This is a genomic window from Devosia sediminis (assembly GCF_016411825.1).
In the GTDB taxonomy this organism is placed as follows: domain Bacteria; phylum Pseudomonadota; class Alphaproteobacteria; order Rhizobiales; family Devosiaceae; genus Devosia; species Devosia sediminis.
Window position 1 is genome coordinate 405733 of the sequence record NZ_JAEKMH010000004.1, and the last position, 15252, is coordinate 420984.

Consider the following 15252-nt stretch of genomic DNA (forward strand, 5'->3'; position numbering starts at 1 on the left):
CCTCGATGCACACAACATAGTTGGCCATGAGATCCAACCCAAGGGGTTCGACAATGTTCAATGCTTTCCGCACCTTCGTCCTCCTGGCCGGGATGACGGCGCTGTTCATGGCGGTGGGCTATTTCATCGGCGGCACCAGCGGCATGATGATCGCCTTCCTCTTCGCTGCGGCGACCAATGTCTTTGCCTACTGGAATTCGGACAAGATGGTGCTGCGCATGCAGAACGCCGTCCCGGTGGAGCGCTCCAGGGCCCCCGAACTCTATGACATGGTCGACACCCTCGCCCAGCGCGCCGGCCTGCCCACCCCGGCCGTCTATGTGATCGAGACCGACCAGCCCAACGCCTTTGCCACCGGCCGCGATCCGAAAAACGCTGCCGTGGCCGTGTCGTCGGGCCTGCTGCGCCAGCTCGAGACCCGCGAAGTCGCCGGCGTGGTCGCCCATGAACTGGCCCATATCAAGAACCGCGACACCCTCACCATGACTGTGACCGCAACGCTCGCCGGTGCCATTTCGGCCCTGGCGCAGTTCGGCCTGTTCTTCGGCGGCGGCAATAATCGCGACAATCCGCTGGGCGGCGTCGGCGCGCTCCTCATGGTGTTTCTCGCCCCCATCGCCGCCATGATGGTGCAGATGGCGGTGAGCCGGACGCGCGAATACGAGGCCGACAAGGACGGCGCCGAAATCTCGGGCGACCCGCTGGCGCTGGCCTCGGCGCTCAACAAGATCGCCACCCTTGCCGGACGGCAGGTCAATGTGGCGGCCGAGCGCAACCCGGCCATGGCGCATATGTACATCGTCAATCCGCTTTCCGGTCAGCGCATGGACAACCTTTTTTCCACCCATCCCGATACCGGCAACCGCATCCAGGCCCTGCAAAGGCTTGCCGCGGAGATGAGCGTGGACGATAAGGGGCGCGGGCCCCAGCCCCGCCCACGCCCCGCTTCGAGCGGTCGCGACAGCGGCGGCGGCTGGCGTGTGCCCACCGCAGGACGCACCGAAGATGACGGGAATGTCCGCGGGCCCTGGGGATAGGCACGCGCCGCACCGGCCGGCGTGCCGCAGACTGAGTTGTTGAATTGGCGCAACGCACCGAACCGGCGGGGCTGAAACTCCGCCTTGCCGCTGCCCAGCGGCTCAAGGCCGTTCTGGCCGGCGAACATTTTGCTCCGCTCGGCCCCACCGAGCTGGCTGACGGGCGGGATCGTGCCCTTGCCAATCGGCTGATCACCACCGCGCTGCGCCGACAGGGCCAGATCAATGCCATGCTGGCCGATCTGCTCGAAAAGGGCATGCCGGCCAAATCGGGCACGTTTGAAGCCGTGCTGCGGCTGTCGCTGGCGCAATTGGTCTTTCTGCCCGATCTTGGCGCCCATAGCGCCCTGTTCCTGGCCGTCGAAGCCATCAAGCGCGATCCCAAGGCCAGGCACTTGTCTGGCCTGATGAATGCCGTCCTGCGCCGGGCCCAGGCCAATTCGGCCCGCTACGGCCTGATGGACGAGGCCCTGCTGCTGCCCCAGACCCTGGCGCTCGGCTGGACCGCCGCCTACGGGCCCGAGGCCGTGTTGCGCTTTGCCGAAGCTCTGGTCGACGGCGCGCCGCTCGACCTGACGCTGCGCGATGAAGACGCCGACCTCGTCACCGCCCTGGGCGGTGAGCGCCTCCTGGCCGATACGGTGCGGCTCGAAAGCCGCGACCGGCCGGTGGAGGCCCTGCCCGGCTATGATGATGGCCGCTGGTGGGTGCAGGATGCGGCATCGGCCTTGCCAGCGCGCCTCCTGGGCCTCCCCGCCGGCAGCGCCGTGCTCGATCTCTGCGCCGCGCCCGGCGGCAAGACCGCGCAATTGATCAAGGCCGGCTACAAGGTGACGGCACTCGACAGCGACGGCAGTCGGCTCGAACGCCTTAACGCCAACATGGCGCGCCTTGGCTATGCGCCCAGGGTTGTGGAAGCCGATGCGGCCACCTTTGATCCGGCAACGCCATTCGACGGCGTCCTGCTGGACGCCCCCTGCTCGGCCACCGGCACGTTCCGCCGCCACCCCGAAGTGCTCTGGAGCCGCAGTGCCGGCGACATAGCCGGGCGGGTTCGGCTGCAGCGGGCGCTCTTGGCCAATGCCTATCGGTGCCTCGTACCGAACGGCACGCTGATCTATTGCGTTTGTTCGCTCGAGGCGGCGGAAGGCGAGGACCAGGTGGCCTGGGCGCTGGACGCCCTGCCCGGCCTGACGCTGTCGCCGGTCAAGTCAGCCGAACTGCCCGGTCTCGATGGCGCCGTGACCCCCAAGGGCTTTGTCCGCACGCATCCGGCGATAACGCCGGGTGAAGGAAATGCGGGTATGGATGGGTTCTTCGTGGCGCGATTCCGGCGAACAGGCTAAACGGCGACAGATACGGGACCTACTCCAGGGTCCGTGAGGTGAACGGGTGCAATCAAGTGGCGGCGACAGGCGCGCCTTCCTCCCGGCGCGGGCGGAGGCTCTCCGGTGAGCGAACGGCTGGTATCAGCCGGGCGCCGCATGGCGTTGGGCCTGGCCGATTCGGTCGTGACCATGCCGCTGCTGCGCTGGACCTGGCGCGGCCAGACCGACAATGCCTATGCGGGCGACCTGCCCGACTTCCGCCCCGCCGACCGCGAGGCTGTGCGCGAGATGATGTCGGGGCGCTACCTGCTGGCCTCGAAACTCTTCGAGACCGGCGGCGCCTCGCCCTTTTCGCTCGACGTCAACCATCCCGACTGGTGGAACAACCTTCATAGCTTTTCCTGGCTGCGCCATTTCCGCGACGTGCGTGACCCCGGCGAAAAGCTCTTTGCCCGGACACTGGTGCTCGATTGGATCGGCCGCGAAGGCCAGTTCGAAGCCGATAGCTGGACCCTGACGCTGACCGCCCAGCGCGTCCTCAACTGGCTCCGGCACCTGACCCTGGTGCTCGATGGCGCCACGCCCGACCAGACCCGCACCATTCAGCGCTGCCTTTCCACCCAGGTGCAGAGCCTCAAGGTGCGCGGCGCCCTGGCCACCGATTCGGTAGAGGCCCTGTTCGCCGCCATCGGTCTGCTGGGCGCCGAATTGTGCAATGTCGGCGACGTGCCCGACATCGATACGCATGTGACACGGCTCGAGGCGCTGCTGGGGCGTCAGCTCGATCGCGATGGGCTGCACCTGTCGCGCAATCCGAAACTGCAACTCTCGCTGCTGGTCGAATTGGCGAGCGTCAGGCGCGCCGTCGGCCGCCATGGCAGCCCCGCCATGGCCGAACTGGCCAATCGTATCGACCGGATGCACGAAGCGCTTGACGCCCTCACCCTTTCCAGCGGCGAGCCGGCCTATTTCAATGGCTGCGGACAGGTGCCGCATGACGTGCTGGTGGCGGTGCAGGCCAATGGCCCGTCCAACTCGCGTCGCTCCCGTCTCCTCGGTGGCTATGGTGTGGTCCGGGCGGGCGAGGCCGTGGTCATCGGCGATGGCGGCTTGCGCCCACCACCGGGCTTCGACGCCGAGGCCCATGACGGCGCCCTGGCATTCGAATTTTCTCATGGCAGCGAGCTCATCGTCGGCTCCTGTGGCCCGGCGCCATCCGACCTCCCCGACAGCCAGGAGCTGTTCCGCCAGGCCGTTGCCCATTCCTCGCCCACCATCGATGCCGAGGGCGCGGCCCAGCAGCGCGGCCGCCTCGCGGAGCCAAAGCCGCTGGCCCTCGACACCGGCGAACATATGCTGACCATGACCAGCGCCGGTTTTTCCGGCCGCTTCGGGGTCGAGGTCGAACGTCGCCTGACCCTCCTCTCGGAAGGCACGACGCTGGTCGGCCAGGATAGGATCATTGCCGGCGGCGATCCGCAGGGCTTGCTTGCCCTGCGGTTCCACCTTGCCCCGGGCATCGTCGTCCGGCGCGCGGCCGGCGAGGGCATTGTCCGCCTGACGCTGCCCAATGGCGCAGTCTGGAGCTTCCTCTGGGAAGGGGCGCAATGCCGCGAGGAAGACAGCGTCCGCCAGTCCGCCTATCTCGGCTTCCACCGTACGCGCCAACTGGTGCTCGAAACCAATATCGCCGCCGGCACCGAGATCGCCTGGATTTTTACGCTCGAACAGCAATAGTGCGCGCCTGCCTGGTTTTCTCGCCCCATCGTCATTGCCCGGCTTGACCGGGCAATCCACCTTCCCGCGAGTTCGCATGGACCACCCGGTCAAGCCGGGTGGTGACGAAGGGGGAAGCATCGCGCAGACGCCGCGCAAAAGGATTGGCCTTTGCGCCATCTCGTGCTAGCGAGCGCCCGAAATTCCTCCATTGACGGTGAGACGAAATCCCATGGGCAAGACGGTAACGGTCGGGCGGGCACTGCTTTCGGTATTCGACAAGTCGGGCATGGCTGATTTCGCGCGCGGGCTGGCCGAAGCCGGGGTCGAACTGGTCTCCACCGGCGGCACCCACAAGCTCATCAGCGAAGCCGGGCTTCCCGTCCGCGACATTTCCGATCTCACCGGCTTCCCCGAAATGATGGATGGCCGCGTCAAGACGCTCCATCCCAAGGTGCATGGCGGCCTTCTTGCGGTGCGCGACAATCCCCAGCATCAGGCCTCCATGGATGAACATGAGATCGGGCCGATCGATCTCGTCGTGGTCAACCTCTATCCGTTCGAGAAGACCGTCGCCTCCGGTGCTTCCTACGATGAGATCATCGAGAATATCGACATTGGCGGCCCGGCCATGGTGCGCTCGGCGGCCAAGAATCATGCCTTTGTGACCGTGGTCGTCGACCCGGCCGACTATCCGGCCATCCTCGAAGCCATCCGCAATGGTGGCATTCCGTTCGAGCTGCGCCAGCGCCTGGCTGCCAAGGCCTATGCCCGCACCGCTGCCTATGACAGCGCCATTTCGAGCTGGTTCGCGCGCGAGATCGATTTCCAGGACGTGAATTATCGCAGCTTTGCCGGCACGCTCAGCGAAGTCATGCGCTATGGCGAAAACCCGCATCAGTGGGCCGCCTTCTACAAGACCGGCGAAAACCGCCCGGGCGTCGCCACCGCCAGCCAAGTGCAGGGCAAGACCCTGTCCTACAACAATATCAACGATACCGACGCCGCCTTCGAACTGGTCTCGGAATTCGATCCGGCCGAAACCGCTGCCGTCGCCATTATCAAGCACGCCAATCCCTGCGGCGTCGCCGTGGCCGCTGATTTGAAGACGGCATACCTCAAGGCGCTGCGCACCGACCCCGTCTCGGCCTTTGGCGGCATCGTCGCCACCAACCGGGAAATCGACGCCGAAACCGCCACCGAGATCGTCAAAGTGTTCACCGAAGTGATCGTCGCGCCCTCGGCGACACCGGAAGCGCAGGACATCATCGCCGCCAAGAAGAACTTGCGCCTGCTGCTGACCGGCGGCCTCGCCGATCCCAAGGCCGCAGGGATGCTGGTCAAATCGGTCGCCGGGGGTCTCCTGGTCCAGGGCCGCGACAACAAGAATGTCGACGACTGCGAGCTCAAGGTCGTCACCAAGCGCCAGCCCACCGCGCAGGAACTGGTCGACCTCAAGCTTGCCGCCAAGGTGGCAAAGCACGTCAAGTCCAACGCCATCATCTATGTCAAGGATGGCGCCACGGCCGGTATCGGCGCCGGTCAGATGTCCCGCGTGGATTCGGCCCGCGTCGCCCATCGCAAGTCGATCGACGCGGCGCAGGCGGCGGGACTTGAAGGCGCGCTGACAGAAGGGTCGGTGGTCGCCTCGGACGCCTTCTTCCCCTTTGCCGATGGGCTTGAAGCCCTGGTCGCCGCCGGCGCCACTGCCGTCATCCAGCCAGGCGGTTCGATGCGCGACGACGAGGTGATCGCGGCCGCCGATGCCGCCGGCATTGCCATGGTGATGACCGGCATGCGCCATTTCCGGCACTGATCGCACTGGCGTTGGGGCCGTGGTTTTCCGCAGCCCCAACCTTACGAAAATGTCATTAACCGCCCCGGAGGCAGGTAAGAGCTTCCTAAGGGCGGACATGGCATAGTGGCCGTGGCGGCACCGCTCTCCGTGCGGGGCCAAGGGACACGGCGACACGATGCGGATCAGCATACCCAGCGACCTCAGCGGCCTGTTGCAGGCCGGTCTGCTGCGTTCCGTGGGTTCGCTGGGCATCAAGGTCGCGACCGCCGGGCTCACCTATCTCACCTATGTAGTGCTTTCGCGCACCCAGACCGTGGACGAATACGGCCATTTTGCCTTTGGCCTGTCGCTGGCAACGGTATTAGCCATTCTTGCCGGCTCCGGTCAGCCCCTCGCCATCCTGCGGCTCTGGGCCGAACGGCGCAGCAAGGGTGATGCGTCCGGCGCCAGCGAGGCCCTGGCGGCCGGATCGGGCCTTACCATCGGGGCAAGCCTCCTGATCGCGGCCCTGCTCTGCTTTGGCACGCTGGCCTCCCTGCCCTTTCTCGTGCCCGGCGTCACCGCCATGCATTTCATCGGCGCCGCTTTCCTGATCCTGCCCCTGGCGCTGGCCGAATATAATTCTTCCGCCCTGCGTGCCCAGGGTTCGCTGTGGACGGCCCTGCTGCCGCGCGACATTTTCTGGCGCCTGGCCCTGCCGGCGCTGGTGCTGGCCCTCTTTGCCGTCGGCATCGTGCTCAGCGGCCCCGATGCGCTGACGCTGGCGGCGGGCCTGCTGCTCGGCGTACTGGCGCTGCAGATGTGGATGGCGACACGGCACGGCTATGTGATCCTGCCGGCTTTGGCTCCGATACGCGCCCATTGGCAGCGTTGGGGCAATCTCAGCAAGTGGCTGCTGCTCGGGGCGCTGATCGAGACCTTCACGCTCAATGCCGACGTTATCCTCGTCGGCCTCATGCTCGACCTCGAGAGCTCGGGCCTTTATTTCAACGCCTTCCGCACCGCCGGACTGATGACGCTTTTTACCTTTGCCATCGAACTGGTCATCGCCCCCATGGTGGCCGAGCATTTCCATGCCGGCAATATGCGCAAGGCCCAGGCCATCACGGCGCTTTGTTCCTGGGCGGGATTTGTCTTTTCCCTCGGCATCTTCGCGGGCTTCGGACTGTTCGGTACCGAAATCCTCGGCCTTTTCGGCCCGTCCTATGCCGATGGCTGGCTGATCCTGATGCTGCTGTCCTTCGGCCTCCTGTTCGATGCCGTAACCGGCCCCTCCAAGATCGTGATGATGATGACCGGGCACGAGCGGGCCTATGTGGGCATATTCGGCGGCATCATGGCGCTGGGCTTTCTGCTGCAGATCCTCGTCATTCCGGTCTGGGGGCTGGTGGGCGCCGCCGCCGTCAACATGGGCTCGCGCGTCGTCGCCCAGCTCGGCATTGCGCTTTGGTGCCGCCATCGCATCGGACTCGACACCAGCCTCATTGGCCTTTTTGCCGTCCGCCGGCTGACCGACGCCCCCGCCACCTGAGAGGGCCACCGGTGCCGTACCCGTGAGTACGGTTATGCTTGACCCCTGCCCCGGCTTGGGCTTAGAACCACTCCAATATTATCCATTCCTGCCCCGGAACACATGGCTATGACCAAGGCGCGCACGCTCTACGACAAGATCTGGGACGACCATCTGGTCCAGAACAATCCCGACGGCACCAGCCTTCTCTATATCGACCGGCACCTGGTACACGAAGTGACCAGCCCCCAGGCCTTCGAGGGTCTGCGCATGAATGGCCGCAAGGTGCGCCATCCCGAGCGCACCCTGGCGGTGGTCGATCACAACGTGCCCACCACCGACCGTTCGCTGCCCAATCCGGATCCGGAAAGCGCCATCCAGATCGCCGCTCTGGCCGAAAACACCCGCGATTTCGGCATCGAATACTATGACCCCTTCGACAAGCGTCAGGGCGTCGTCCACATCGTCGGCCCCGAACAGGGCTTTACCCTGCCCGGCATGACCATTGTCTGCGGCGACTCGCATACCTCGACCCACGGCGCCTTTGGCGCCTTGGCGCACGGCATCGGCACCTCCGAAGTCGAACACGTCCTGGCCACCCAGACGCTGATCCAGCAGAAGGCCAAGAACATGCTGGTGCGCGTCGACGGCCAGCTGCCGCCGGGCGTCACCGCCAAGGACATCATCCTCGCCATTATCGGCGAAATCGGCACGGCCGGCGGCAATGGTCACGTCATCGAATTTGCCGGCGAAGCCATTCGCTCGCTGTCGATGGAAGGCCGCATGACGGTCTGCAACATGACCATCGAAGGCGGCGCCCGCGCCGGCCTCATCGCCCCCGACGAAACCACCTTTGCCTATGTGAAGGACCGTCCGCGCGCGCCCAAGGGTGCGGCCTGGGACATGGCGCTCGACTACTGGAAGACGCTGCAAACCGACGAAGGCGCCCATTACGACAAGGTCGTCATCCTCGACGCAGCCAAGCTGCCGCCCATCGTTTCCTGGGGCTCCTCGCCCGAGGACGTCATCTCGGTGCAGGGCATCGTCCCCAATCCCGATGACATTGCCGACGAGACCAAGCGCGCTTCCAAGTGGCGGGCCCTGGATTACATGGGTTTGAAGCCCGGCACCAAGATCACCGACATCAAGCTCGACCGCGTCTTTGTCGGCTCCTGCACGAATGGCCGCATCGAAGACCTGCGCGCTGCCGCCGCCGTCATTGGCGATCGCAAGGTCGCCAGCCACGTCTCGGCCATGATCGTGCCGGGCTCGGGCCTCGTGAAGGCTCAGGCCGAAGAAGAAGGCCTCGACGTCATCTTCAAGAATGCCGGCTTTGAATGGCGCGAACCGGGCTGCTCCATGTGCCTTGCCATGAACCCCGACAAGCTGGCGCCGGGCGAGCGCTGCGCCTCGACCTCGAACCGCAACTTTGAGGGCCGCCAGGGTTTCAAGGGCCGCACCCATCTCGTGTCGCCCGCCATGGCCGCTGCCGCCGCCATTGCCGGCCACTTCGTCGACATCCGCGAGTGGCGGTGAGACGCTGATACCTGATCCTTCGTCATCACCCGGCTTGTCCGGGTGATCCATTCTTTGGCAAGTCGGTGAGATGGATTGCCCGGACAAGCCGGGCAATGACCTGGAGAGGCGTGCGGGATGAGCATGACGAACGTCGATTGGCAAAACCGTTACGCGCCGACCCTCGACGACATAGAGGCCATGGCGAGCCACGCCCTGGCCACCCTGCCCGAGCCATTCCGGTCATTGGCTGCTGATGTCACCTGCTCGGTGGCCGAATTTGCCGAAGACGACATTCTCGAAGGCTTTGGCATGGAGAGCCCGTTCGAGCTGATGGGGCTCTTTACCGGCATCGGTCTGACCGAAGATGGCGCCGTGCCGCAGACCGGGCAGATGCCCAATACCGTCTACCTCTACCGCCGCGCCATTCTCGACTATTGGGCCGAGCATGACGACAACACGCTGGGCGAGATCGTCACCCACGTGCTGGTGCACGAACTCGGGCACCATTTCGGCTTTTCCGACGAGGATATGGAAGCGCTCGAAGCCCAGGCCGACGCCGATGGCATCGAGGCTTTTCCCAGGGACTGACCGGCCTCAGCCGCGTTCGACGAACTCGAATTCCGCCTCATTGCCGCCGGCCGGGTCGTCGGAAACGCGAAGGGCCAGCTTGCCCTCCTCGAGCGCCGTGAACCATTCTTCCCAGCTCACCAGGCGAAAGCCACCAACCCGGTCCGGGCCTTCATTGCCATCGGCATTGAGCGCATGCTGGCCGAAGGTCAGTTGCAGCACGGTCCGGTTCTGCGAGCCATCGGGCACATCCATCAGCATGGGGTTGCCGCCCCGCGCCTCCACCCACTGGCGGATGGCGTCGCGTTCGGTGAGGATCTGGGACATGGAACTACCTCGCTTTTGGCTGTCCTTGAGAAAGCCTGGCTGTCGTGCAAGGTTCCCTCGCTCGCCAAGGAGATGACCCGTGATCCATACGACCCTGCGCCTCCCGTCTATCGCCATGGCCTTGATCCTCGCCCTGGAGCCCGTGGCCGCGCTGGCCTGCGACGTGCCCGCAGATGTCACCGTCAGCGAGACAGATTCCAACCGCATGTTCGATTTTCTGCGCGCCCGCTCGCAGGGCCTTGCCGAGGCCCTGCTGTCGCCCTCGGCGGCGGACCGCGCGCTGGTCGCGGACCTTTTCGCCACCGGCGACCGCTTTATCGACGCCATTCCCGATGGCGACTATCGCTGCCGCACCATCAAGCTCGGCGGCATCCTGCCGCTCACCGCCTATGGCTATTTCGACTGCACGGTTTCCGAAGGCGGCAGCCGCATCGACAAGACCAGCGGCTCGCAGCGCTTTTCCGGCAGCCTGGCCTCCGCCGGACAGGCCGTCTTCTATTGGGGCGCACTGCACTATGGCGACGAGCAGCCGATCGCCTATGACGCTGATCCGGAGCGCAACCAGGTGGGCTGCATTTACCGGATCTCCGGCGATGGTCCGCGCATCTATCGGCTCGAATTGCCGTTGCCGCTCCTGGAATCGACCCATGACGTCATCGAACTGGTGCCTGTCGACTGACAGGGCTTGCGCGCCGCGCCCGCGCTGCTAATGGAGCCAGACAAACGCAGTGAGCATGCCATGAGCAAAGACACTTCCCGCATCCTGATGGGCACGATCGGCGCCGCGCATGGCATCAAGGGCGAGGTCCGCATCGCCTCCCATACCGCGGACCCCGAGGCCATTGCCGATTATGGTCCGCTTTCCACCAACCGGCCGGGCCTCAGCATCACCATCGAAAGCGCGCGCCTGCAGAAGACCGTGCTCGTCGCGCGCGTAGAGGGCGTGCGCGACCGCAATGCCGCCGAATTGCTCAATGGCGTCGAACTCTATGTCGAGCGCAGCCAATTGCCGGAGATCGACGACGAGAACGATTTCTATCACACCGACCTCATCGGTCTCGATGCGCGGCTCGACAGCGGCGTCTCGATCGGCGCCGTCAGCGCCATCTACGACCACGGCGCCGGCGACATCCTGGAGGTGCGCGACCCGCGTTCGGGCGACACCTTCCTTTATCCCTTCACGAAGGCCGTGGTGCCCACCATCCGCGTCGCCGATGGCTACCTGGTGATTGCCCCGCCGCTCGACGCCGATCCGGGCGAGGAAGAGCCCGACTGATGTTCTCGGCCGATATCATCACGCTCTTCCCCGAGCTCTTTCCGGGACCGCTCGGCGCTTCGGTGCTCGGACGTGGCATGGCCGACGGGCTGTGGAGCCTCAAGGCGACGCAACTGCGCGACTTTGCGACGGATCGGCATCGCACCGTCGACGATACACCTTCAGGCGGGGGCGCCGGCATGGTGCTCAAGCCCGATATCCTGGCCAGGGCCATCGATACCGTGGCACCCGAGGGCGATCCGCGGCCGCGCATCCTGATGTCGCCGCGCGGCACTCCGCTGACCCAGGCCCGCGCCCATGAGCTCGCCACCGGCCCCGGCGCCATCATCGTCTGCGGCCGCTTCGAAGGCGTCGATCAGCGCGTCATCGATAGCAGGGAGCTCGAAGAGATTTCCATCGGCGACTATGTGCTGGCCGGCGGCGAAGTGGCCGCCATGGTGCTGCTGGAGGCCGTGGTGCGGCTCATTCCCGGCGTCCTCGGCGCGCTGGACAGCCGCGACGAGGAAAGCTTTGAAAATGGCCTGCTCGAATATCCGCACTATACGCGGCCACAAAGCTTTGAAGGCCGTGACATCCCGGCCGTGCTGACCTCGGGCGACCACGGCAAGATCGCGAAATGGCGGCACGAGCAGTCGCTGGAACTGACCGAGGCGCGGCGGCCAGATTTGCTGAAGTAGACCGCGATACCGCGCCACACACCGAGCCGTACTCGGACTTGATCCGAGGACCTGCTTCCACACCCGGTGCGCTTGAAGTGGCCCTCGGGTCAAGCCCGAGGGCGGCATTGTATTTCTGGCCGGTATCGAGACCCGAACTGGTCTAAAACAACTAGACTCTCCAACAAAATTCCCCTATGAGCCGCCCATTCGCGTGCCGGCGTTTCGGACCGGCACCGGAAAAGACCAAGAAGACTGCCCTTCCGTTACCAACCAAGACCGGGCGACGGGGTCAAAACCCCGGAAATCGCTCCTATGAAAAGATCGAACGGATCGAACATGAACATCATCGAACAGCTCAATGCCGAGCACGTGGCGGAACTCGCCGCAAAGCGCGAACTTCCCGATTTCACCCATGGCGATACCGTCAAGGTGTGGGTCAAGATCCGCGAAGGCGACAAGGAACGTCTCCAGGCCTATGAAGGCGTCGTGATCGCCCGCTCCGGCGGCGGCATCATGGAAAGCTTCACCGTCCGCAAGATTTCCTATGGCGAAGGCGTGGAACGCGTGTTCCCGATCTTCTCGCCCAATATCGCTTCGGTGGAAGTGATCAAGCGCGGCAAGGTCCGTCGCGCCAAGCTCTATTACCTGCGCGATCGCCGCGGCAAGTCGGCTCGTATTTTCGAATCGACCAATTCGCGTACCCGCAAGATCGAAGCCTCCGAGCGTTCGGCTGCCCAGGCCGCCAAGGATGCCCGCGAAGCCGAGAAGATCGCCGCTGCCGAGGCTTTTGCCGCCGAGCAGGCTGCCAAGGATGCGGAAGCCGCAGCCGCTGCTGCCGCCGCCGAGCAGGCCGCTGCCGCTGAAGGCGAAGCCAAGAGCGAATAAGCTCTTTCGCATTGTCGAATTGAAAAGCCCGGCCGCAAGGTCGGGCTTTTTGTTGTGATTCACGTGAAGCATGGAGGCTGCCCGGGCTTCACCGCTCATCCACCGCCTGTCACCCCGGCGAAGGCCGGGGCCCAGCTTGAGATCTCAGGATGCATCCCCCGCCTTCGCCGGGATGTCAGTGGAGTATGCAGGACGCTCCTTGGGTCAACACTGACACAGCCCGTCAGCAGTCTCCACCTAACAGCCATTTCCGGCTTTACCCCTTGCGCACACTTGGCGATAAGAGCGCAGCCTGCCGCTGACTATCGGACGTCCCCATGACCCATTCCATCGTCACCTGGAACATCAACTCGGTTCGTCTGCGCCTGCCGATGGTGCTGGACTTCCTCGCAAAATATCAGCCCGACGTGCTGATGCTGCAGGAGATCAAGTGCACCAACGACCAGTTTCCGCGCAATGCCTTCATCGAGGCGGGCTATCCGCACATGGCCGTGCATGGCCAGAAGGGCTATCACGGCGTCGCCATCGTCTCGAAATTCCCGCTGACCGACGTGTCGAGCCGGGTCTTCTGCGAGATCGAGGAGTCGCGCCACGTTTCGGCGCTGGTGGATATGGGCCACGGGCCGTTCACGCTCCACAATTTCTATATTCCCGCCGGCGGCGACGAACCGGATCCGGAGATCAACCCCAAGTTCAAGCACAAGCTGGGTTTCCTCTCTGAACTGACCACCTGGTTCACCGAGCCGGTGTTCCAGCGCGGGCACCTGATCGCGGGCGACTTCAACATCGCGCCGCACGAAAACGACGTCTGGAGCCACAAGCAGCTCCTCAAGATCGTCAGCCATACTCCGGTCGAGACCGAGGCGCTCAACGCCATCCTCCAGGGTGGCCACGGCTGGACCGACCTCGTGCGCAAGCACGTGCCCTACGACCAAAAGCTCTATTCCTGGTGGAGCTATCGCAGCGCCAACTGGGAACTGGCCAACAAGGGCCGGCGGCTCGACCATATCTGGTCGACCGCCGATGTGGCCGAACGCTCGGTGGGCGTCGAGATCATCAAGGCCTATCGCGGCTATGACCCGCAGCCCAGCGACCACGTGCCGGTGATCGCGCGGTTTGCGCGGGCCTAGATCGGCCGGACGGCACCGATGCCATCCTCCCCCGCTCGCGGGGGAGGGGGACCACGCGAAGCGTGGTGGCGGGGGGTGCCAAAAGCATTGAATGAGATGGAACGATCAGGAGAGATGGTGCGTGCTGCACCCCTCTCCACCGCCTGCCGGCGGTCCCCCTCTCCCGTAAACGGGAGAGGAACTATGCCCCCTTCATCTTGCCCTTGAGGGGCTCGAGCGCGTGCATGTAGCGCCCGAGGTCCTGCTGGATGCGCTGGGCGGCGCGTTCGGCCAGTTCCGGATGTTGCCGTGCCAGCTTCATGAAGGCCGCGCGGGGCACGAACAGCAGTTCGCAATCGGTGACGGCGGTGAAGGTCACCGGCCGTGGCTTGTCGATGATCAGCGCGGTGGGGGAAATGACGCTGCCGGGTTCGGAAAGCGCATAGGGCTTCCCCGCCTCGGCGCCTTCGTGGCGGGCCTTGACGGTGCCGTCGATCAGCACAAAGGCTCCCGTGGGCGTGTCGCCGGCCTTGTAGATGACGGCATCGGCCTCGAAATGCTTGCGGTCGCCGGCAAAGCCGAGCATGCGCAATTGCTCTTCGTCGCAGATGTCGAAGAAGTCGGCCCGGGCCAGGACCCCGGCCGCATCATCCATTCTCATGAGAACCAGACCCGATGCGCCAATGGCCGCCCACTGCATGCGGGCGGCCGTTCGCCAAGCTATAAGTCAGTTCGGACCGGAAATGAACGGCCTTGTCCTGATATCAGGGGACAAGCCGATAGCCGCCGTCCTCGGTCACCAGCAGGCGCGCATTGGACGGATCGCGCTCGATCTTCTGCCGCAGACGATAGATATGGGTTTCGAGCGTATGGGTGGTGACGCGGTTATTGTAGCCCCAAACTTCCTTGAGGAGCACATCGCGCGTGATCGTCTTGGGACCCTGGCGATAGAGGTATTTGAGGATCGAGGTTTCCTTGTCGGTCAGGCGGACCTTGATGCCGTCATTGGTCTCGAGCACCTTGGCGGCGGGCTGAAAGCTGTATTGGCCGATGGTGAAGACTGCATCTTCGCTCTGGTCGCGCTGCCGCAACGCCGAATTGATGCGCGCGAGCAGGACCGGATAACGGAAGGGCTTGGTGAGATAGTCATTGGCCCCGGCCTCGAGACCCTTGATCTCGTCGGCATCGGTGTCATGGCCGGTCAGCATCAGCACCGGGCTCTTGTAGCCCTCCTGGCGCATCAGCTTGACGGCCTCTCGGCCATCCATGTCGGGCAGGCCGACATCGAGAATGGTCAGCTCGATATTGTTCTGCCGGACGGCGGTCAGCGCGTCATTGGCCGTACCGGCCTGGAGAATATCGAAATCCGGCTCGCCTTGTAGTTGGTCCACCAGGGTTTGGCGCAGGTCCGCATCGTCATCCACGACCAGAATGCGTCGCTTGTTCATTGTATTCTCCGGTCTTTTTGCGTCCGGACTAACCACAGTCACTGTATTGCGACGTGTTTTTGGCCAGCCAATCA

General features: G+C 64.6%; 15 protein-coding genes. 12 read left to right on the top strand and 3 right to left on the bottom strand.

What is annotated here, in order from left to right; all coding sequences use genetic code 11:
• The first annotated feature begins 53 nt into the window (after positions 1-53).
• The 7 genes from htpX (at position 54) to JEQ47_RS17740 (ending at position 9495) form a co-directional block, all read left to right on the top strand.
• Positions 54-1037, top strand: coding sequence for a zinc metalloprotease HtpX (gene htpX, locus JEQ47_RS17710; protein WP_198877742.1), 984 nt, complete (start codon positions 54-56; stop codon positions 1035-1037).
• Positions 1038-1081: 44 nt separating this feature from the next.
• Positions 1082-2383, top strand: a complete 1302-nt coding sequence (locus tag JEQ47_RS17715; protein ID WP_198877743.1) for an RsmB/NOP family class I SAM-dependent RNA methyltransferase — start codon at positions 1082-1084, stop codon at positions 2381-2383.
• A gap of 105 nt (positions 2384-2488) precedes the next feature.
• Positions 2489-4102: a heparinase II/III family protein gene (locus JEQ47_RS21110; protein ID WP_198877744.1), complete on the top strand. Its 1614-nt coding sequence runs from the start codon at positions 2489-2491 to the stop codon at positions 4100-4102.
• Positions 4103-4313: 211 nt separating this feature from the next.
• A complete protein-coding gene (gene purH / locus JEQ47_RS17725; protein ID WP_198877745.1) occupies positions 4314-5897 on the top strand; it encodes a bifunctional phosphoribosylaminoimidazolecarboxamide formyltransferase/IMP cyclohydrolase in 1584 nt (527 codons plus the stop codon).
• Positions 5898-6054: 157 nt separating this feature from the next.
• The gene (locus JEQ47_RS17730; protein WP_198877746.1) at positions 6055-7410 is read left to right on the top strand and encodes a lipopolysaccharide biosynthesis protein; all 1356 of its coding nucleotides are present in this window, start codon (positions 6055-6057) and stop codon (positions 7408-7410) included.
• A gap of 108 nt (positions 7411-7518) precedes the next feature.
• A complete protein-coding gene (gene leuC, locus JEQ47_RS17735) occupies positions 7519-8925 on the top strand; it encodes a 3-isopropylmalate dehydratase large subunit (protein ID WP_198877747.1) in 1407 nt (468 codons plus the stop codon).
• A gap of 117 nt (positions 8926-9042) precedes the next feature.
• Positions 9043-9495 carry a metallopeptidase family protein gene (locus JEQ47_RS17740; RefSeq protein ID WP_198877748.1) on the top strand — a complete coding sequence of 151 codons (453 nt, stop codon included), beginning with the start codon at positions 9043-9045 and terminating at the stop codon, positions 9493-9495.
• A 6-nt stretch (positions 9496-9501) separates the two neighbouring features.
• Here JEQ47_RS17740 and JEQ47_RS17745 read toward each other — a convergent pair whose 3' ends face one another.
• Positions 9502-9801: a hypothetical protein gene (locus JEQ47_RS17745; protein WP_198877749.1), complete on the bottom strand. Its 300-nt coding sequence runs from the start codon at positions 9799-9801 to the stop codon at positions 9502-9504.
• Positions 9802-9880: 79 nt separating this feature from the next.
• Between JEQ47_RS17745 and JEQ47_RS17750 the strand changes: the two genes are divergently transcribed.
• The 5 genes from JEQ47_RS17750 to JEQ47_RS17770 all read left to right on the top strand — a co-directional run bounded on the left by JEQ47_RS17750 (position 9881) and on the right by JEQ47_RS17770 (position 13751).
• Complete coding sequence (locus JEQ47_RS17750; RefSeq protein WP_198877750.1) at positions 9881-10480, top strand: DUF4893 domain-containing protein; 600 nt, start codon at positions 9881-9883, stop codon at positions 10478-10480.
• 60 nt (positions 10481-10540) lie between these two features.
• The gene (gene rimM / locus JEQ47_RS17755) at positions 10541-11077 is read left to right on the top strand and encodes a ribosome maturation factor RimM (RefSeq protein ID WP_198877751.1); all 537 of its coding nucleotides are present in this window, start codon (positions 10541-10543) and stop codon (positions 11075-11077) included.
• On the top strand, positions 11077-11754 hold the full coding sequence (trmD, locus tag JEQ47_RS17760) for a tRNA (guanosine(37)-N1)-methyltransferase TrmD (RefSeq protein WP_407931791.1): 678 nt from the start codon (positions 11077-11079) through the stop codon (positions 11752-11754). Before rimM ends, trmD begins: the two co-directional genes overlap by 1 nt.
• A 318-nt stretch (positions 11755-12072) precedes the next feature.
• Positions 12073-12621, top strand: coding sequence for a 50S ribosomal protein L19 (gene rplS / locus JEQ47_RS17765; protein ID WP_210338042.1), 549 nt, complete (start codon positions 12073-12075; stop codon positions 12619-12621).
• A 317-nt stretch (positions 12622-12938) separates the two neighbouring features.
• Positions 12939-13751 carry an exodeoxyribonuclease III gene (locus JEQ47_RS17770; RefSeq protein ID WP_198877752.1) on the top strand — a complete coding sequence of 271 codons (813 nt, stop codon included), beginning with the start codon at positions 12939-12941 and terminating at the stop codon, positions 13749-13751.
• A gap of 181 nt (positions 13752-13932) precedes the next feature.
• Here the strand turns inward: JEQ47_RS17770 and JEQ47_RS17775 are convergent, their stop codons facing one another.
• Together JEQ47_RS17775 and JEQ47_RS17780 are read right to left on the bottom strand one after the other, a co-directional pair.
• Complete coding sequence (locus tag JEQ47_RS17775) at positions 13933-14391, bottom strand: Crp/Fnr family transcriptional regulator (protein ID WP_198877753.1); 459 nt, start codon at positions 14389-14391, stop codon at positions 13933-13935.
• A 103-nt stretch (positions 14392-14494) separates the two neighbouring features.
• On the bottom strand, positions 14495-15178 hold the full coding sequence (locus tag JEQ47_RS17780) for a response regulator transcription factor (protein ID WP_198877754.1): 684 nt from the start codon (positions 15176-15178) through the stop codon (positions 14495-14497).
• Between the last annotated feature and the right edge of the window lie 74 nt (positions 15179-15252).